At 56.3% G+C, this 17659-nt stretch carries 17 protein-coding genes and 1 pseudogene; 12 read left to right on the top strand and 6 right to left on the bottom strand.

From position 1 onward, the window contains the following. Positions 1–83 precede the first annotated feature (83 nt). Entirely contained in the window at positions 84–212 is a 129-nt protein-coding gene (locus tag IEY52_RS27205) for a PDDEXK nuclease domain-containing protein (RefSeq protein ID WP_229684753.1), read from the top strand. Between the two features lie 28 nt (positions 213–240). Here the strand turns inward: IEY52_RS27205 and IEY52_RS27085 are convergent, their stop codons facing one another. The 4 genes and pseudogenes from IEY52_RS27085 to IEY52_RS11325 form a co-directional block, all read right to left on the bottom strand. Next, the gene (locus IEY52_RS27085) at positions 241–420 is read right to left on the bottom strand and encodes an integrase core domain-containing protein (protein WP_373289856.1); all 180 of its coding nucleotides are present in this window, start codon (positions 418–420) and stop codon (positions 241–243) included. 67 nt (positions 421–487) lie between these two features. Beyond that, positions 488–1126: pseudogene (locus IEY52_RS11335) on the bottom strand (IS3 family transposase); the annotation flags it as partial. 11 nt (positions 1127–1137) lie between these two features. After that, positions 1138–1449: a transposase gene (locus IEY52_RS11330; RefSeq protein ID WP_189002801.1), complete on the bottom strand. Its 312-nt coding sequence runs from the start codon at positions 1447–1449 to the stop codon at positions 1138–1140. A 312-nt stretch (positions 1450–1761) separates the two neighbouring features. Then, positions 1762–3660 carry a discoidin domain-containing protein gene (locus IEY52_RS11325; RefSeq protein WP_189002800.1) on the bottom strand — a complete coding sequence of 633 codons (1899 nt, stop codon included), beginning with the start codon at positions 3658–3660 and terminating at the stop codon, positions 1762–1764. A 324-nt stretch (positions 3661–3984) separates the two neighbouring features. Between IEY52_RS11325 and IEY52_RS11320 the strand changes: the two genes are divergently transcribed. The 3 genes from IEY52_RS11320 (at position 3985) to IEY52_RS11310 (ending at position 7624) form a co-directional block, all read left to right on the top strand. Then, positions 3985–4722 carry an AfsR/SARP family transcriptional regulator gene (locus IEY52_RS11320; RefSeq protein ID WP_189002799.1) on the top strand — a complete coding sequence of 246 codons (738 nt, stop codon included), beginning with the start codon at positions 3985–3987 and terminating at the stop codon, positions 4720–4722. 30 nt (positions 4723–4752) lie between these two features. Then, positions 4753–6288: a PD-(D/E)XK nuclease domain-containing ATP-binding protein gene (locus IEY52_RS11315; protein ID WP_189002798.1), complete on the top strand. Its 1536-nt coding sequence runs from the start codon at positions 4753–4755 to the stop codon at positions 6286–6288. A gap of 175 nt (positions 6289–6463) precedes the next feature. Beyond that, positions 6464–7624: a YncE family protein gene (locus IEY52_RS11310; RefSeq protein WP_189002797.1), complete on the top strand. Its 1161-nt coding sequence runs from the start codon at positions 6464–6466 to the stop codon at positions 7622–7624. Positions 7625–7660: 36 nt separating this feature from the next. Here the strand turns inward: IEY52_RS11310 and IEY52_RS11305 are convergent, their stop codons facing one another. Continuing rightward, positions 7661–8356, bottom strand: coding sequence for a FadR/GntR family transcriptional regulator (locus IEY52_RS11305; protein ID WP_189002796.1), 696 nt, complete (start codon positions 8354–8356; stop codon positions 7661–7663). Positions 8357–8676: 320 nt separating this feature from the next. Between IEY52_RS11305 and IEY52_RS11300 the strand changes: the two genes are divergently transcribed. From IEY52_RS11300 to IEY52_RS11275, 6 genes are read left to right on the top strand one after another with little or no spacing between them, the layout of a single operon-like run. Beyond that, entirely contained in the window at positions 8677–9885 is a 1209-nt protein-coding gene (locus IEY52_RS11300; RefSeq protein WP_229684743.1) for an ABC transporter substrate-binding protein, read from the top strand. 53 nt (positions 9886–9938) lie between these two features. After that, on the top strand, positions 9939–11102 hold the full coding sequence (locus tag IEY52_RS11295; protein ID WP_229684742.1) for an ABC transporter substrate-binding protein: 1164 nt from the start codon (positions 9939–9941) through the stop codon (positions 11100–11102). Positions 11103–11105: 3 nt separating this feature from the next. Next, positions 11106–12029: a branched-chain amino acid ABC transporter permease gene (locus tag IEY52_RS11290; protein WP_189002795.1), complete on the top strand. Its 924-nt coding sequence runs from the start codon at positions 11106–11108 to the stop codon at positions 12027–12029. Continuing rightward, positions 12026–13060 (top strand): branched-chain amino acid ABC transporter permease, encoded by a 1035-nt coding sequence (locus IEY52_RS11285; protein ID WP_189002794.1) that lies wholly within the window; start codon positions 12026–12028, stop codon positions 13058–13060. The genes IEY52_RS11290 and IEY52_RS11285 overlap by 4 nt, the downstream gene beginning before the upstream one ends. 1 nt (position 13061) lies before the next feature. Further along, positions 13062–13820: an ABC transporter ATP-binding protein gene (locus IEY52_RS11280; protein ID WP_189002793.1), complete on the top strand. Its 759-nt coding sequence runs from the start codon at positions 13062–13064 to the stop codon at positions 13818–13820. Next, positions 13813–14538, top strand: coding sequence for an ABC transporter ATP-binding protein (locus IEY52_RS11275; RefSeq protein WP_229684741.1), 726 nt, complete (start codon positions 13813–13815; stop codon positions 14536–14538). The genes IEY52_RS11280 and IEY52_RS11275 overlap by 8 nt, the downstream gene beginning before the upstream one ends. Here IEY52_RS11275 and IEY52_RS11270 read toward each other — a convergent pair. Continuing rightward, positions 14523–15575 carry an LLM class flavin-dependent oxidoreductase gene (locus tag IEY52_RS11270; RefSeq protein ID WP_189002792.1) on the bottom strand — a complete coding sequence of 351 codons (1053 nt, stop codon included), beginning with the start codon at positions 15573–15575 and terminating at the stop codon, positions 14523–14525. The two genes, IEY52_RS11275 and IEY52_RS11270, sit on opposite strands and share 16 nt — an antisense overlap. Before the next feature lie 145 nt (positions 15576–15720). On the opposite strand from IEY52_RS11270, the gene IEY52_RS11265 reads away from it, so the two are divergent. Together IEY52_RS11265 and IEY52_RS11260 are read left to right on the top strand one after the other, a co-directional pair. Continuing rightward, positions 15721–16230 carry a TlpA family protein disulfide reductase gene (locus IEY52_RS11265; protein WP_189002791.1) on the top strand — a complete coding sequence of 170 codons (510 nt, stop codon included), beginning with the start codon at positions 15721–15723 and terminating at the stop codon, positions 16228–16230. A gap of 52 nt (positions 16231–16282) precedes the next feature. After that, on the top strand, positions 16283–17632 hold the full coding sequence (locus IEY52_RS11260) for an alpha/beta fold hydrolase (RefSeq protein WP_189002790.1): 1350 nt from the start codon (positions 16283–16285) through the stop codon (positions 17630–17632). Positions 17633–17659 lie beyond the last annotated feature (27 nt).

The following is a 17659-nucleotide window of genomic DNA, read 5'->3' as shown; positions in this document are numbered from 1 at the left end:
GGCAAGGAAAGGCGCTCAGAAATTTTCAGCAGACCTTGCCTGCACCACAGTCGGAATTGGCCCAGCAGGTGTTTAAGCACCCCATGAATTTGGAATTTCTGGCCCTCTCCGAACAGGCCTCTGAACGGGAACTGGAACGGGGTCTGATTGAACGCCTCAAGGACTTCATGCTAGAACTCGGGGTGGGTTTTGCTTTCGTGGGCAGCCAGTGAAATTACAAGGGTTTTGTTAACCTGCAGTTCATCCACAATGTCGTGCTTCAAAATCGGCTGGGGACAGATACCCCAGGGCTGAGTGTGTTCGACGCAAGTTGTACCAGCCCATCATCCAGGAGAAAACAATCCTGCACGTCTCTTCTCGATCTCCAATGGCTTTGTCCAGGCCCAGTTGCAGCTTCAGGGTGGCGAAGAAGCTTTCCATCGCTGCATCGTCCCAGCGGGCAGGCCCCATTCTGGGTGCCGTTCTGCCCAAGACAGCAATTTCCCTTCCGACTCATGCTGCACGTGGCTTTCATGTCTCGTAGGGCCTGTTGGTATTCCTGAGAAGTGTATTGGCACCCCCGATCACTGTGGTGCAGTAAGCCCGGAGCAGGTCTCCGAGTGGTTTGTGCCATCTGCAGGGCCGACAACGCGAGTTTGGTCTCCAAGGTGTTCCCAAAGGCCCACCCCACCACCTTTCTGGAAAACACGTCCAGGATGACACTCAGATAGAGCCAGCCCTCCTGGGTGGGTAAGAAGGTCAAGTCGGTGATCCACTTCTGGTCTTTGGTCGAAGCTAAGAATTGTCTGTCCAGCACATTCTCCGCCACCAGATCTCCGGCTTTGCTGCGGGTGGTCACCCGGAATTTCCGCTTGCAGCGGGTTTTCAGTCCACCTTCTTTCATCAACCGGGTGATCCGTTGACAGCTCACCCGCTGGCCTGCCTTCTCTAACTCCCGTTTGATCCTCGGCGCTCCGTAGGTGTTTTTGCTGTTCTGGTGGATTTTTTGAATCTCCTCTTTGAGCCGCTGGTCTTTGGTTTTACGGTCTGATTTCCCCCGTCTTCTCCAGGCCAGGTATGCTGCCACCTCTACCCCCAGCATGCGGGCCATGTGTTTTAAGGCGAAATCCTTGCGGTTGTCTTCCATGAAGCGGTATTTCACTTCATTTCGTTCGCGAAGAATTTCGCCGCCCGCTTTAGGATTTCACGCTCGATTCTCAGGATCTCATTCTCCTTTTCCAGCTCCCGGATGCGCTTTTCCTGCTCAGTCAAAGCTGGCACGCCTCTTCCAGTAAAGACTGGACGACCCTGCTCCTGGGCTTCCTTGTGCTTTTTAATCCAGCGGCCCAGAATTTGGTTCGAGATGCCCAGGTCCTCTGCAACCTTGGTCTGGGTCATGCCCGGCTGGGTGGCCAGCTGAACGGCATGAAGCTTAAATTCTGCGGTGTATTTGGTGGGCGTTTTGCGCATATGTCTTCTCCCATTCTGCGGGATCAACTGGGCGTCAACAAAATCCTAACAACTTCAAAGTCCCAACCATTGCTTGAGGTTCATGGGATGAGTCTACGGCTCCAGCTGGATCAGAACTGTCATGAGAAGCGGGATGGGTTTGCTGCAACACCCGTGTGATGGGTTCATCAACCACCCCAGCACTTCCAGCCCCGCTGCCTTTTCTGTTCACCCCCTGAGAAAATTGGGCAAGAAATGCACAAAATTCTGTCTTCGGTTTTCAGGCCACCTCCCCCTGCACTCTTTTGAGGCAGTGGGAGGTGGCTGCTGAAATCACTTCTTCTGGAACACCCTGACAAAATCCACCTGCATGCTGTGGGGCATGTTGTTCTCGGCCAGCACAGCCAGACCTTCGGGGGTCTTTGCGCCTGTGAAATTCTGGGCGTTGTTGCGGTAGGCAGAGGGGTAAGCCCCGTCATAAGCCACGTTCAGCAGGATGAAGTTCGGGCGGTTGAAGACCCAGTAGCCTCTGGCTTCCACCTCGCTTCTGAGGATGGTGCGGTACACCTGGCTGTCCAGTTTGAACAGCACTTTTGTGTTGTCCCACTCGACCTCGTAGGTGTGCCAGTCGGTGGCTTTGAAGGTGGGGAAGTTGCCTGCAGCAATGCCGTTTGCGGTGTCCACCTTGTTGTAGGACTCCCCGATGCTGCCTCCGCCGTAATAACCAGGACCGTGCAGGGAGGAACTGTGCCACCAGGAGTACCCGATGTTCTCCATGATGTCGATTTCCCCGGCGTTGGGCCAGCCCTGGTAAGGGTCATTCACATCGAAGCCCAGCATCCAGAAGGCTCCCCACACGCCCACCGCGCCGTCTTTGGCTCCGTTGGCGGTGGTGGGCATGTTCATTTTCAGTCGGGCCTGGATGCGGCCATACAGGAATTCTTTTTTGCCTGCAGTGGTGATGCGCCCGGAGGTGTAGGCGCGGCCCTGGTCGTTCTTGCGCAGCACGATGTTCAGTAAGCCGTTTTGCAGGAAAACATTGGACAGGCTGTCGGTGTAGTATTCCCGCTCTCCGTTGCCCCAGCCGCAGATGCCCTGGGCGCAACCATCCCCGATTTCGTAGTTCCAGTTGGCGGTGTTGACCTTGACCGGGGTGGCGGTGCTGTCGAATTCATCGGACCAGACCTGGGTCCAGGTGCTTCCGGTGGGGGTGGGTTCTGGGATGACTGCAGGATTGTCTGCGCCCCCCGCCCCGTACACTTTAAATTCGTACAGCGAAATGCCCCACTGGCTGCCGTCTCCAGCAGACCAGCCGCGTTTGCTGGAATTCATGCGGATGTAGCGGTAGGGTTGCTGCAAGTTCAGGGTGATCACATCGGTGTACTCGGCAGCGGCGGGTTTTGGGGTCTGGCCATCAATGACCTGAGGGTTGGTCTGCACCCCTCCAACAGGGGTCCAGTTGACGCGGTCATTGGAGACCTCAAGCTGGTACTGGCTGGACCAGGCGGTTTCCCAGTTCAGTTCCACGCGGTCAATGCGGGTGGCAGCTCCCAGGTCCATCATCAGCCAGGCTTTCTGGGCGATGCCACTGGCCCAGCGGGTTGAGAGGTTGCCGTCTCCTGCGAAGGCCGTGTCCACGCCCCGGTCCTGGGTGGTGGAGGCGTAGAGTTTCTGATTGTCAGAAACCAGCACGGTGGGTCCGGTGGGAAGACCAGTGTTGGCAGGTGCGTACACCTGCACCTCCCGGATGGAGTACCCGTAAGCGGCAAGTGCACGGGTCAGGCCCCACACCCGCACAAACCGGGCACGGGTTCCGGCGGGGAGGCTGATTTTGTCTGCCACCCCATCGGTGTTGCTGGTTTTGGTCACGGTCTTGATGCCATTTCTCCAGGTGGTCCCATCATCCGAGACATCAATGCGGTAACTGGTGGCATAGGCGGCCTCCCAGAACACCTGCACTTCTCCCAGGTCCTGCACGCTGCCCAGATCCACAGAAAGCCACTGGTTGTCCTGTCCGAAGGCACTGGCCCAGCGGCTGTCCAGCACACCATCTACTGCACTGGAAGCTTTGAAGACGTTGGGATTTTCAAAAGAACTGGCACTGGCGGTTTTGTTGAGGGCCAGATTGACGGCCTGTTTCTGCACCTGGGCAGTCTGGGCAGGAAAGCTGCTGTGGCTGCAACTTCCCAGCAGCAGGGCAAGGGCAATGGGGGTCAGAAGTTTCAGTTTCATCAGGGTTCACCTCGGGTGTGTGAAGGGTGGATCTGGCATGGGAGCCCGAACCGGGGTGTTTTCCCGGTGGGTCTGGCAGCAATGGGGAAGAAGGGACCTCCTTGCAGGCTGCAGGCAGGACCGATGTGATGCAGCGGCCTCCTGAAACAGGTTGGGTTGGTTTTCCAGAAGTATAGGAGGGGGGCGTCAAACGGGTGTCAAAGAAAAGGGGCTGTATGGAAGGTGATAAAAGCACAATTCTTAAAAAATTGTAGCGCTAAACTGCTGTGATAACCGACAAAACCCATTCATCAAAACCCAGGGTGCATCCCAGGAAGGAAGAACATGGCCCGTCCCAGAAATCCCTCCATTCTCCGTGCCGCGCAGGTGCATTTGCTGGGCACCCCCGCTCTGAAAAAAACCAGACACACCCGCCTGCTCATGCCCGAAAAAGCCCTGTGGCTGCTCACTTACCTGGCCTGCCAGAACCGCTGGGTCAGCCGGGAAGAAATGGCAGCCCTGCTGTGGCCCGATTCCGACTCCTCTGCAGCGAGGCACAGCCTCAGGCAACTCCTGCAACGTTTGCGTTCCCTGCGCTGGACCCACACCCTGGAAACCGAACCCACCTGTTTGCGCTGGTGGGAAGGCAGCGACCTGCATGAATTTCGCAGGTGCGCAGCCTCTGGATTGTGGGCAGAAGCTTTGCACCACCACCAGGGGGAACTCCTGCAGGGTTTTTATCCCGCTGAACTGGAAGAATTCTGTGCATGGCTGGAACTGGAACGCAGGCAACTGCACACCCAGTGGATGCAGGTGTGCAAAGCGCAGGCCCAACGGCTCACCCAGCAAAACCAGCCCGAAGCCGCCCTGCAAGTTCTTGAACACGTTCTGCACAAAGACCCTCTGGCAGAACACGCTTTGCAGGGCTACCTGAGGCTGGCCAGACACCGAGAAGACCGGGACCGTGCAGGACGGTTCTACCAGCAGTTCAAACAGGCCCTCCAGCAGGAGGTGGGTCTGGAACCCAGCCTGGAAACCCGTCAGCTTTACCAGGGGCTTTTTATGGCCGATGGGACCAGATGAAGCCAGATTCCCAGATGGTAAACTGACGCCATGCGGCTTCCGATTGGCATTCAGGACTTTCAGAAACTCCGGGAAGGGGGTTATGTGTATGTGGACAAAACCATGCACATGATGCCTTTCGTGCAGGGGGGATATTATTTCTTCTCCCGTCCCAGACGTTTTGGAAAGTCGCTGACCTTAACCACCCTCAAAGCCCTGTTTGAAGGCAAGAAACACCTGTTTGAAGGTTTGTGGATTCAGGATCAACATGATTTTGAAGAAAAACCTGTGATTCACATCAACTTCAACTTTCTGGATGGCAAACAACTGGAAACTTCCATGATGGAGTACTTTCTGGAAGAAGCCCAGAAGCAAGGTCTGGAGCTGCAAGCCAGCAGGCCTGCAGAAGCCTTTCGAAAACTGGTGGAGCAACTGGGTCAAAAACAGCCTGTGGTGCTCCTGATCGATGAATACGACAAGCCCCTGGTGGATTTTATCCATGATGATGCCCTGAGAAACACAAATCAGGAGGTTCTGAGAAGAGTGTATGGGACCATCAAAGGTCTGGATGAACACCTGCATCTGGTGCTCCTGACGGGCGTTTCCAGGTTTGGCAAACTGAGCCTGTTCAGCGACCTGAACAACCTTTATGACGCCACCCTGGACCCCAGATTTGCTGAACTTTGTGGATACACCAGAGAAGAACTCCAGACAGATTTTGCAGCACATCATCAGGCAGCACAAAAGCGTTTGCAGGTGTCGTCTGAAGCTTACTGGGAGACCTTAAAGCGCTGGTACAACGGCTATTCCTGGGATGGCGTGCACAGGGTGTATTGCCCGTTCAGCATGCTGCTTTTCCTGCAGAATCCCACTCTGAAAGCCTACTGGTACGAAACCGGAACCCCAACCTTCCTGACGAAGTTGGTCCGGCAGCAAGGATACACACCCTTCCAGCTGGAACACCTGCGGGCAGGAGATGGTGTGATCAACACAGCCAGTGTAGAGCATCTGGATTCTGTCTCCATGATGTTTCAGACGGGGTATCTGACCCTCAAAGAAGTCCACCCTTCCCTTTATGGAACAACTTACACCCTGGGGTTCCCCAATGAAGAGGTGAGGGTGGCGTTTGCCCAGAACCTCCTGCAGGAATACACCCAGCATCAGCACAACCAGGGTGTGCTGCAAGGTGTGGTGCTGAGGGACGCTTTGCTGGAGCAAGACTGGGAAGCATTTTTTGCCCAGATCAACACCACACTGGCAGGTGTGCCTTACGAGATTTTTCCCAGAAGAGAAGCCTACTTCAATTCCCTGGTGCACCTGATGCTGGTTTCCACAGGCCTGCCCACCCAGAGTCAGGTGCAGACCAGCAAAGGACGCATGGACACCGTGCTTGAACTGCCCGATCAGGTGTTCATTTTTGAATTCAAACTGGACAGTACGGCTCAGGAAGCCCTGGACCAGATCAAAACTGCAGGTTATGCAGAGAAATTTGCAGGAAAGAAGCTCTGGCTTTCTGGGGTGAATTTTGATTCGGGCAGCAAAAGTGTGTCTGAATGGGTGATTGAATTCCTGCCCCCTGAATTCTGAGTCCCACCAGAGCGTTTCTGTTTGCTATCATCCATTCATGAAAATGAACAAAACAACTGGAATGTTATGTCTTTTGGTTTTTTTGAGCGGTTGCACCCAGACCATTGAAATTCCATTTCGCAGCAGTGAACTGATCTTGCGGGATGCCTGGGCAGGAAAAGCCAGACTGAACCCCATGCTTCGCAGCCTCACCCTGGATTCAAAACGGGACCACCTGATCGAGTCTTCTGGCACCGGGCTGTACGTCCGGGATGCCCAGACCGGAAAGGTGCTGCAGCAGGTCAAAGGGACCCCCTGGCTGGGAGATGTGGCTTACCGGGGAGATGACCGTCTGGTGGTGGCCAACAGCAGAAACACCAGCATCCTCTCGCCTGAAACCCTGCAGGTTGAAAAAACCCTGGGTGTGACCGGAATGCTGACTCGGGATGGCTCACATGTGCTGGTCTGGAAAGAAACTGGTTTGCAAAGGATCAGCACCAGCACCGGACAGGTGGCCGGAGAAAGTCTGGAGGGCTACCCTTATGCTTTTTCCGAAGACGGCCGGTATGCCTTCAAAGACCACACCCTCATCAATTTCCAGACTGGGCAGCCCATTCAGGAGATCAAAGCCAGTCCTGAAGCTGCTCAGACCTGCGGTGACACCCACAATTTCCCCGTCTTCACCAGTGTAAATGCTGCACAACATGTGATGTTGGTGGCGTTCCAGCACAAAGAGGTCCAGGTGTGGAACACCGAGACCTGGACCAGAGTGTATGCTGCGCAGGTTCTGGGGTGTGACAGCTTTGGAACGGTTGTGCAGCTGGAAGAAGATGACTTGCATTACCTGACAGGGACAACCTTTGGAAGCATCAACATCAAAACAAATGCCAGCACCCAGAGGTCTTTGCAAGAGGGTTATCCCATCCATGTCCTCTTCCACAACGGCATCTGGTGGAGTGGAAGTCCAGGACACCTGGAAGCCAATGCAGCAACAAATCTGAAATGGCAGGAAAACGACCCGGAGCACTGGACGGTTCCAGACCAGACAATCAACCTGCAACTGAAAGCCACCTACCAGGACCAGAACCACTACCGATTTGAAGGCACCCTGCAACTTGGTGGTCAGGACCTTCTGGTGCGCAATGGGTTGGTCACAGGCAGCATGGTGGAATTCAAACAGAGCCGTCCACATGAAATGGTCATCCAGGCAGACCTGCTGGGTCAGGACCAGGAGTGGGTGGGCCTCATGGGAGCACGCCTTCTGCTGGAAGGTTCGGATGCTTTAAAGCCCTCGTATGATCTGGGCTTGCTGCTGAATGGGGCATATTACGACCTGACCATTGAACGCAAAAAATGAAAAGCATTACAGGACAGAAATGCTGGAGTGATTTGTTCACTCCAGCATTTCAAACCCATTGTCCAGATGCCGCTTCATGGCCTGCTGGGCCTTTGCAGCGTTGCCCTCTTTGATGCCATCCAGCACCTCCCGCAGTTCTGCGTGGGCTTTCAGGCGGCGTTCCGGGTGCTTGTCCCGGAATTGCTTCCTCATGGGTGCAATCCAGCCCAGAATTTCTGAAACGATGTCCTCCAGAACCGGGTTGTGGGTGGCTTTGGCCAGCAGCAAATGAAAATGGGCATCCTCATCTGCACCATTTGATCCCTGTTCCAGCGCCTGTTTCTCCTGCTCCAGTGCTTTTTCCAGCAGGGCAATGTCTGGCATGGAGCAGCGTTCTGCAGCAAGGGCCACCACCTGCAATTCCAGCATTTCCCGCACCTCCCAGAGGTGTTGCCCTCCATCCCGACTCGGTTGCAGCCTTCTGATCCTGGACAGCAGAAGTTCAATGGGCAGTTCTGCAACAAAAGCCCCTTTGCCCTGGTACACCTCCACGATGCCCAGGGCCCGCAGTTTGGCCAGCGCTTCACGCACCACCGTCCGGGCCACCCCGAAGCGTTCGATCAGTTCGTTTTCACTGGGAAGCCGGTCTCCGGGCAGCAGGCGTTTCTGCTGAATCCAGTCGGCCATTCTCTGGGCAACGGACTCTCCCAGATGCTGTCTTGCGAGGGGTTCAAAGGGGGGATCAAAAGGCATGGTCAGCTTCTTTTTTGGGGGAGGAGGGAGGGGGCTAAATGTTCTGGGACTGTAGGGGCGAGGCACGCCTCGCCCAAAGGCAGAAATGGTCTGGTGGACTGTAGGGGCTTCAAACTTTGCTGGCCCAGACGAGGAGCACGACGGGCTTTTGCTGACTGCTGACCGCTGAAACCTGACCGCTTCTTCTGATGATAGCTTGACGGGGCCGTGCTGTCATCCTATGATCATCTTATCAGTTGTCTGACAAGTTGGGATCACCCTGGATGCAGGGTGACACAGGACCGTTCTGTCCAGAAAAGGTCCTGCAAGGAGGAGTGGATATGAAGAAGTCCAGTGTGATGCTGCGTGCTCTTTTTGGTTCTCTTTTGGTGTCCAGCGTGTTTTCTGTGGCCGGTGCGCAGGAAGCCGTCAAAATTGGGGCCATCACCACCCTGACCGGAAGGCTGGCCGAATTTGGAGCCCAGCAGAAAGCCGGGTTTGAGCTGGCTGTGGATGAACTGAACGCCAAAGGGGGCATCGGGGGCAAGAAGATTGAACTGGTGCTCGAAGACGCTGCCAGTGATGTCAACAAGGCCCTGGCTGCCGCAGAAAAACTCGCCAACAGCGGGGTTGGCATCATCCTCAACGAGTACAGTTCCAGCATCGTGAAACCTGTGGCCCAGTTCCTGTCCCGCCAGAAGGTGCCCAACATTGTGGTGTCCAGTTCGGACGAGAGCATCACCAAGCCCGGTTTTGATTATGTGTACCGCATCAACCCGCCCACCGATGAGTACGCCAAGATCCTCTTTGAAGTCTTCAAGGACAAGAAAATCAAGAGCGTGGCCATTCTGGCAGGCAGTGGGGCCTTCGAGAAAAGCGTGCTGAATTCTGCAATGGAGCTTTCCAAAACCACGGGCATTCCGGTGGTGGCTTCTCAGACCTACGACAAGGGCCTCACCGATTTCCGTCCGATATTAAACGGCTTCAAAGCCAAAACCCCGGACGCGGTGATGCTGGTGGGCTATCAGGAAGATTCTGTTGCCGTGATGCGTCAGGCCAAAGAGGTGGGCCTCAATCCCAAAGTCTTTGCTGGTGGAGCCGCAGGATTTGCCCTGCCAGACTTCATCAAAGGGGCCGGTTCTGCTTCTGAGTACCTGGTGACCGCAACCGCCTGGGTTCCAGAGATGGGCAGCAAGCAAAAAGCCCTGTATGACAAACTGGCCAAAAAACTGGGGGTTGCGCCCACCTACCATGCCGCGCAGGCCTACGCTGCCGTGCTGGTTGCTGCAGATGCCATCAAGCGGGCCAAGTCCAGCACCGACCGTGAAGCCATCCGCAAGGCACTGGACAGCACCAACCTGCAGACCGCCTACGCCCCCATCAAATTCCAGAATTACGATGGCTACAAGAACCAGAACCGCATCAGCATGGTGGCAGAGCAGGTGCAAAAGGTGAACGGAGAACTCATCTTCGTGTCGGTGTACCCCAGAAAACTCTTCATCAAGAACCGGGTGCTGTTCCCCACCCCTGCCTGGGACAAACGCAACTGAATCAGAACAGCAGGTCAGGGGATGTCCCCTGGCCTGTTCCCTTTGGAGGACCCATGAAAACAACCGCAAAAACAGCAATGCTTTTGATCGCTCTGGGCCTGTCTGTGGCCCTCGCGCAGTCCAGTGACACCATCAAAGTGGGGGCCATCACCTCCCTGACCGGGCGTTTTGCCACCTTTGGCAAGATGCAGAAAGCCGGATTTCAGGTCGCCATCGACGAGATCAACCACCGGGGCGGGGTGCTGGGCAAGAAACTGGAACTGCTGCTGGAAGATGACGCTTCAGACACCAACAAATCCCTGTCTGCAGCAGAGAAACTGGTCAACCAGGGGGTGCCCCTGATCATCGGGGCGTATGCCTCCAGCATCACCAAGCCCCTCTCCCAGTACCTGACCCGTGAAAAAGTGCCGCTGCTGGTCGCCACCGCCGTGGATGACACCATCACCAACCCCGGATCGCCTTACGTGTTTCGGGTGAACAACCCTTCCAAGGCCTACACCCAGAGTTTTCTGGAGCTGTTTAACAAACTGAAGGTCAAGAAAATTGCGGTGCTGACCTCCAACGATGCTTTTGGCAAGTCGGTCCTGAAAGACATCACCACGCTGGGACCAGCAGGTGGGTTTCAGATTGTCTCGCAGGACAGTTACGACCAGGGCCTCACCGATTTCCGCCCGATTCTCAACCGTTTTAAAGCCCTGGACCCGGATGTGGTGTATCTGGCGAGCTACGAAGCTGACTCGGTGACCATCATGCGCCAGAGCAAAGAGGTGGGTCTGAAGCCCCGTTTCTTTGCAGGAGCAGCCACCGGGTTTGCCCTGCCCAGTTTTGCAAAAGCTGCCGGAGACGCTGCAGAAGGCACGCTGGTCAGTGTCACCTGGAACGATGACGTGCGGTACGCCGGGGCGCTCAGGCTGTACCGCACCCTCAAAACCGAACTGAAAGAAGAACCCTCACAGCATGCTGCCCAGTCTTATGCGGCCATGCTGGCTGCAGCAGATGCCATCAAACGGGCGGGGGGTCTGGACCGCGAGAAAGTGCAGCAGGCCCTCAGGAAAACCCTGCTGGTCACCTCTTATGGCCCGGTGAAGTTCCGCGATTACGACGGTTTCACCAACCAGAACCCGGTGGTGATCCTGATCACCCAGGTGCAGAACGGCAAATCTGTTACGGTGTACCCCGAACGCATCTCCAAAGCCAGAGTGCAGGAAGCGAAGTAAAGCATGGATGTTCTGACGCAGGGTTTGCAGGCCCTGATTGACGGTCTTTTGACCGGCGGGGTGTACGCCATGATCGGGGCGGGCCTGTCCCTGATTTTCGGGGTGATGCGGGTGATCAATTTTGGTCACGGGGATTTTGTGGTGCTGGGGATGTACTCGGCGTTTTTTGCGGCCAGTGTGCTGCACATGGACCCGTACCTCAGCATCTTCCTGATTGCCCCCCTGGCTTACCTGTTCGGGTATGCGCTGCACCGTCTGGTGCTGTCCAGGCTGCTCGGGGCCAGCGACCAGAGCACCAAACTGGCCACGCTGGGCCTGGGTCTGGTGGTCAGCAATGTGCTGCTGCTGCAGTTTGGCACGCAGCCGCAGACCGTGGACACCAGTTACTCCACCTCGGTGTGGGTGCTGCATGTGGGAACGCTGGAAATGCGTTTCAGTGTGATCCGGGTGGTGTCCATGCTGATCACTGCGGCCCTGATTTTTGGCCTCAACCGCATGCTCTTCACCAGCGAAGTTGGGCGTGCCATCCGGGCCACCGGGCAAAACCGTCTGGGGGCAGAATTGCAGGGCGTGGACACCCGCAAAATTTACGCAGTGATTTTCGGGATTGGAACGGTGCTGGCCGCCACTGCCGGGGTGCTTTTGTTGCCCCTGCTGTCTGCCACCCCGACCATGGGCACCATCTTCACCAACAAGGCTTTTGTGATCACCATTCTGGGCGGTCTGGGCAGCCTTCCTGGAGCGATCATCGGCGGTCTGATTCTGGGGGTGGTGGAGTCTCTGGGGTCCAGCCTGTTCCCCTTGATTCCCTTCCTGAACAACCATTTTGGCAGCAATTACCGGGATGCTTACGGCCTGATCATCTTCCTGCTGGTGCTGCTGTTCAAACCTGAAGGCCTGTACGGAAGGACGGTCAAGCGCGTATGAGCTCTGGATCTCCTGTGGCGCAAAGTGCAGGCCGCAAAAGTTCAAAATGGCACCCGTTCCTGACCCTCTTTCTGGTGGTGGCCCTGCTGGCCTGTTATCCCTTCATGGTTCCGGTGATCACGCAGGTGTCTTTTCTGCAAGGGGTGAACCTGAATTTTGGCATCACCACCCTGATTCTGGCTGGACTGGCCCTCTCCTGGGACATCCTGGGAGGCTGGACCGGACAGAACAGCCTGGGACACGCTGCTCTGGTGGCGGTGGGAGCTTACAGCGTCACCCTGCTTGCAGAGCATGGTGTGGCCCCCTGGTACGGCACCCTGATCGGGATGGGCATTGCAGGTCTGCTGGCCTGGGGCTGGGGCAGCATGACCTTCAGACTTCGGGGAAGTTACTTTACGCTGTCCAGCATTGCGGTTGCTGAAATCCTGCGCCTGTTTGCCCTCAATGAAAGCTGGCTGACCGGAGGGGCAGAAGGCAAATTCATGGCCGATTTGCCGAAGCTCTTTGGCACCTTTGACCTGTTTGACCGCAAGGTGGAGTTTTACGTGGCCCTCTCTTTCGTGACCCTGGTTTTGCTTTTCCTGCACTGGCTGAAAACCTCCCGGATGGGTTTTTACTTCCGTGCAGTCCGGGAAGATGAGGACGGAGCGATGGCCCTGGGGGTCAACCCTGCAAAAGCCAAGAGCACCGCTTTCATCTGGTCTGCCATGTTCACTGCCCTCGGAGGGGCCATTTACGCCCTGTACCTGCAGGCCCTGGAGCCTGACAACCTGATGCTGGTGGCTTTTTCCATCCAGATTGCGCTGCTGTGCATCATCGGTGGACGCGGAACCCTGTACGGCGGTCTGGTGGGGGCTTTCCTGCTTGGCGTGCCCAGCGAGATTTTCCGGGCACAATTGCAGGAAGCGAACCTTCTGGTCTACGGCGTGCTGATTGTGCTGGTGATTTTGTTTTTGCCCAAAGGCATCATGGGAGCCCTGGAGAACGGGTGGTACCGCAAAAACCACCCCCTGGAGAAAGGAGGACACTGACATGCAGACCCAGCCTTCCCCCATGACGGATTTCAGCAGTCTGGCCCCCATCTTGCAGGCCCGCAACATCAGTGTGACCTTCGGGAACAACCTGGCGGTGTCCCAGGTGGATCTGACCCTGCGGCCCGGTGAGATCATTGGCCTGATTGGACCCAACGGAGCAGGGAAGACCACCTTCTTCAACGCCCTGACCGGCTTTGTGAAGAAAACGGGAACCGTGATGTTTCAGGGCAAGGACATCTCCCGCACACCTGCTTACGACCTCCCCAGACTGGGCATCGCCCGCACTTTTCAGGTGGAACGCCCTTTTGAGGACATGACGGTGCTGGAAAACGTCACCATCTCCAGTTTCCTGAAACATCCTGCAACCAGAGATGCCCGCAGCCATGCACAGAACACCCTGCAACGGGTGGGTTTGCTGGACCGTGCAGACCAGAAATGCAGCGAACTGAACCTCGCCCGCAGGCGCAGGCTGGAAGTCGCAAAAGCCCTCGCACTGGAACCGAAAGTGCTCTTTCTGGACGAGGTGATCGCTGGCCTCAACCCCCCCGCACAGGCCGAGATGATCGGGATCATCCGGGGACTGGCCCAGGAAGGCATGGGCATCGTGATGGTGGAACACATCATGAAGGTGATCATGGGCCTCTCCAACCATGTGATCTGCCTCGCCTTTGGGAAAAAGCTGGCAGAGGGCACCCCCCAGCAGGTCGCCAGCAACCCCGAAGTGATCGCAGCCTACCTGGGAGGAGACGATGACTGACCTCAAATCTCCAATGCTGCAGGTCAAAAACCTTGACATCGCCTATGGAGATGTGCAGGTGGTGTTCGGGATGGACATGCACATTTACCCGCAGGAACTGGTGGGTCTGGTGGGTGGCAACGGCTCTGGTAAATCCACCATTTTGCGCGCCATTTCTGGCATGCTGAAACCCCGCTCAGGAGAAATCCTCTTTCAGAACCAGGAAATTGGCGGCATGAAACCCCACCAGCTCACCGACCTGGGCATCGCCCACGTTCCAATGGGACGGCAGCTGTTTGGCAACATGACCGTGGAAGAAAACCTGGAAATGGGAGCTTATTTGCCACGGGTCAAACCCAGACGCAAGGCCTCCCTTGAAAAAGTCTATGAATTTTTTCCCAGGCTGCTGGAAAAACGCAAATTCATGGCAGGTTCGCTCTCAGGAGGAGAGCAGCAGATGATTGCCATTGGCCGCGCCCTGATGAGCGAACCCACCTTGCTCCTGATGGACGAGCCCTCCCTGGGACTCGCCCCTCTGGTGGTGCAGGAGGTGATGCGGGTGATTGATTCCCTGCGCGAACTGCAACTGACCGTGCTGCTGGTCGAGCAGAACGTGCGGCAGGTTTTAAAAGTCACAGACCGTTCTTACGTGCTGGAACATGGGCGTCTGGTGGTGGAAGGCCAGAGCAGCCTCCTGATGGAAAACCCGGAAGTGAAGAGGGCTTACCTGGGACTGTGAAGCTGGCCCTCCGGGGCCATTTTTGCACCCTGCAGCCCAAAAGCCTCAGCAATCAGCTGGTAACTCCTCAGGCGTTCTTTTTGTCCTGGGACCGTGGTGGACAGGATCAGTTCCCGTGCTTTCACCTGTTCGGCAAGCTGCAGAAGCTCTGCTTTGACTTCCTGGGGGCTCCCGAGCACCAGCGAATGGCGGTACATCTGAATCAGTTGCCGGTCCCGCTCGGTGTAAGGGTAAGCACGGGCTTCTTCCACAGTGGGAAAGGGCTTGCTGATCCCCTGGCTGAGGCGCACACGCAGCAAATCCAGAGGCAGGGCCAGTTCTTCTGCCTCTTCGCGGGAATCGGCACAGATCACCGCCACGGTCAGGATGCCATAAGGCTCCTGCAGGTGTCTGGAAGGCTGAAAATGCTGGTGGTAAGTTTGCATTGCCGGAACCAGGGCCTGCGGGCTGAAATGGTAAGCAAAAGCGTATGGCCTTCCCAGTTCAGCAGCCAGCCTCGCCCCGTAAGTGCTGGATCCCAGCAGGTAAATGGGGGGAAGCGGCACATCTGCCGGGTAAGCCTGGATGCCCTGAAAAGGCCGGTCTGAAGGGAAAGGACCTTCTCCGGCAAAGGCCAGCAGTTCTTCAATCTGCTCCGGGAAATCGTCTGCTCCCAGCCGTTCTGGAATGCGCCGCAAAGCCAGAGCGGTGCGCTGGTCGGTGCCGGGTGCCCGTCCCAGCCCCAGGTCGATGCGCCCTGGAAACAACGCTTCCAGGGTTTTGAATTGCTCGGCCACCTTGAGGGGACTGTGGTTGGGCAACATGATGCCCCCGGAGCCCACCCGGATTCTGCGGGTTTCTCTGGCCAGGGCTGCAATCAGGATTTCAGGGGAAGAACTGGCCACCCCGGCCATGTTGTGGTGCTCGGCCACCCAGTGGCGGTGGTACCCGAGATGATCGGCCAGACGGGCCAGTTCGAGCGAGTTCTGCAGGGCCTGCACCCCGGAAGATCCAGACACCACGGGTGCCAGATCCAGAATGGAAAGGGGAAGGGTCATAAACCTCCTGTCAGCCCACATCAGAACACATCTGCAGCGCAGCAAGGGTGGGGAAGGTGACGTTCAAAGGGGTCCCAGAAAGAGCGCCTGAGGGGATGTCCTTTCCGGGACGTTCAGACCTGCCCATCTCGCTAAAATGACCTCAATGAGACAACACATTCCCTCTGTTTTGATTGCTCTGGTGGTGGCTGTGCTGGGTTATGGACTGTTGAAACCCGCTGCTCCTGAGAACCAGCCTTTGCTGGGTCAGGCTGCTCCGGCATTTGATCTGCAAACCCTGGACCAGAAACCCTACCACTTCACAGGCCAGATCAAACGACCCCTGGTGCTGAATTTCTGGGCTTCTTACTGCCTGCCCTGCCGTCAGGAAGCGCCTGTCTTGAAGGCCCTCTCTGAACAGCATGCAGGTCAGGTGGATTTTCTGGGGGTGGTCTTTTTCAATGACAAACCAGAGCAGGCAGAAACTTTTCTGAAAGAACACCAGCTCAAATACCCCAATGTGCTGGATGCCAGATCCAGGGTGGCCATCGATTATGGCATCGGCCAGATTCCGGTCACGCTGGTGGTTTCTGCAGAAGGCAAAGTGGTTTACCGCAAACTGGGGGCTGTGGGGGCTTCTGAATTGCAAGCAGCTCTGCAGGCTGTGCTGAATTGATGCAGGCAACAACTGCTCAGGTCAAACGTTTTCAGGCACAATGAAAGGCATCATGAACATGCTCAAATCACTGTTTGTATTGTTTGCAGCCAGTGGCCTTGCTCAGGCCGCCTCTTCTCTCACCCCTGTCCCTTGCAACCTGGCTTTCAGTGCCGCTTATCTGGAGGGGCAGGATTTCAACTGTCACCAGCTGTCTGTCCCTGCCCGACATCAGGATCCAGCAAAAGGCAGCTATTCCCTGCACATCCTGCGCATCAAAAGCCCCTTCCATTCCCCCGGCACCCCCACCATCATGCTCAATGGAGGGCCTGGGGGCACCCTGGATGGATTTTTGCAAATGTGGCTGCGCCCTGATCTCTATAACCCTGCAGCAAAACCAGAGTGGATGAATGCCTTTTTGCAGCAGGGCGATGTGATCCTTTACGACCAGCGTGGAACAGGCAAAAGCGAGCCAGAAACGTCCTGTCAGACTGTCTCCAGCATGGAAGAGTGCATCAAAGCCGTGCAGGAAAAAGGCGTGGATGTCACCACCCTGACCACCGTGGAAAGTGCAGAAGACCTCGAAGACCTCAAACTTGCCCTGGGTGGAAAAATCAATCTGTACGGGCTTTCTTACGGCACCTACCTGGCCCAGAAGCACCTGAAGTACCATCCCGATGGCATTCAGAAAGTGGTCTTGCAGGGCGTGATGGACACCCGTCGGTTCAGGGACCTGGACCAAGGGGCTTACGTTGCACAGGTCATACAGTTGTGTGAAACCTCACCCATCTGCACCAGATGGTACCCCACCCTGAAAACGGATTACGTTGCCTTGCTGGATCAGTTGACCCTCAAGCCTGTGGTGGTTCACAGCCTGGGTCAGGATTTCACCATCGATCAGCATGTCCTGAACTTCCTGCTGTTCATGGAAGGTTACAGCCAGGCGCTGGAAATTCCCCGCAGCATCGACCAGCTGGCCCTGGGTGATTTTTCGAAGCTGGTGCAGGAACAGGGGATGTATTTGACCCCGCAGAGTCCCATCAATTCAGCGATGAACCAGATGATGGGGGTGCACATGTATTGCGCCATTGATCCCCAGGAAACCCCCTGCAAAGAAGCAAATTACGCTTACCTTCCAGATCCAGCAGATTACAATGCTCCGTTGCAAACAGACCTTCCAGTGCTGCTGCTTTCGGGTCAACTGGATCCCATCACTCCACCTGCCCTCGCAGAGCAGGTGCAAAAAGGTCTGAAGAACCACCTGCATGTGGTGCTGCCTGCTGGAGGACACGGGAGTTATGGCAACCCCCAGGAACTGCAGTGCACCGTGCACATCCTGTCTGATTTTCTGGAATCTGGCACCGCAGTGAATCAGGATTGCCTGCAAGATTTGCCCCCTCTGAATTTCCTGCCGCCCCTGTGAAGGCAGGCCAGGATTTTCCCTGATTCT

Source organism: Deinococcus roseus (assembly GCF_014646895.1).
GTDB lineage: Bacteria > Deinococcota > Deinococci > Deinococcales > Deinococcaceae > Deinococcus_C > Deinococcus_C roseus.
The sequence above is the reverse complement of the archived record's forward strand: the minus strand, read 5'-3'. Positions and strand labels throughout refer to the sequence as shown.

Bases quoted from the DNA above. Each gene is read 5' to 3' on its own strand.
- IEY52_RS11265 (WP_189002791.1), top strand. From the start codon at position 15,721: ATGAGACAACACATTCCCTCTGTTTTGATTGCTCTGGTGGTGGCTGTG.
- IEY52_RS11285 (WP_189002794.1), top strand. From the start codon at position 12,026: ATGAGCTCTGGATCTCCTGTGGCGCAAAGTGCAGGCCGCAAAAGTTCA.
- IEY52_RS11320 (WP_189002799.1), top strand. From the start codon at position 3,985: ATGGCCCGTCCCAGAAATCCCTCCATTCTCCGTGCCGCGCAGGTGCAT.
- IEY52_RS11270 (WP_189002792.1), bottom strand. From the start codon at position 15,575: ATGACCCTTCCCCTTTCCATTCTGGATCTGGCACCCGTGGTGTCTGGA.
- IEY52_RS11300 (WP_229684743.1), top strand. From the start codon at position 8,677: ATGAAGAAGTCCAGTGTGATGCTGCGTGCTCTTTTTGGTTCTCTTTTG.
- IEY52_RS11290 (WP_189002795.1), top strand. From the start codon at position 11,106: ATGGATGTTCTGACGCAGGGTTTGCAGGCCCTGATTGACGGTCTTTTG.
- IEY52_RS11305 (WP_189002796.1), bottom strand. From the start codon at position 8,356: ATGCCTTTTGATCCCCCCTTTGAACCCCTCGCAAGACAGCATCTGGGA.
- IEY52_RS11310 (WP_189002797.1), top strand. From the start codon at position 6,464: ATGCTTCGCAGCCTCACCCTGGATTCAAAACGGGACCACCTGATCGAG.
- IEY52_RS11275 (WP_229684741.1), top strand. From the start codon at position 13,813: ATGACTGACCTCAAATCTCCAATGCTGCAGGTCAAAAACCTTGACATC.
- IEY52_RS11315 (WP_189002798.1), top strand. From the start codon at position 4,753: ATGCGGCTTCCGATTGGCATTCAGGACTTTCAGAAACTCCGGGAAGGG.
- IEY52_RS11260 (WP_189002790.1), top strand. From the start codon at position 16,283: ATGAACATGCTCAAATCACTGTTTGTATTGTTTGCAGCCAGTGGCCTT.
- IEY52_RS11325 (WP_189002800.1), bottom strand. From the start codon at position 3,660: ATGAAACTGAAACTTCTGACCCCCATTGCCCTTGCCCTGCTGCTGGGA.
- IEY52_RS11330 (WP_189002801.1), bottom strand. From the start codon at position 1,449: ATGCGCAAAACGCCCACCAAATACACCGCAGAATTTAAGCTTCATGCC.
- IEY52_RS11280 (WP_189002793.1), top strand. From the start codon at position 13,062: ATGCAGACCCAGCCTTCCCCCATGACGGATTTCAGCAGTCTGGCCCCC.
- IEY52_RS27085 (WP_373289856.1), bottom strand. From the start codon at position 420: ATGGAAAGCTTCTTCGCCACCCTGAAGCTGCAACTGGGCCTGGACAAA.
- IEY52_RS27205 (WP_229684753.1), top strand. From the start codon at position 84: ATGAATTTGGAATTTCTGGCCCTCTCCGAACAGGCCTCTGAACGGGAA.
- IEY52_RS11295 (WP_229684742.1), top strand. From the start codon at position 9,939: ATGAAAACAACCGCAAAAACAGCAATGCTTTTGATCGCTCTGGGCCTG.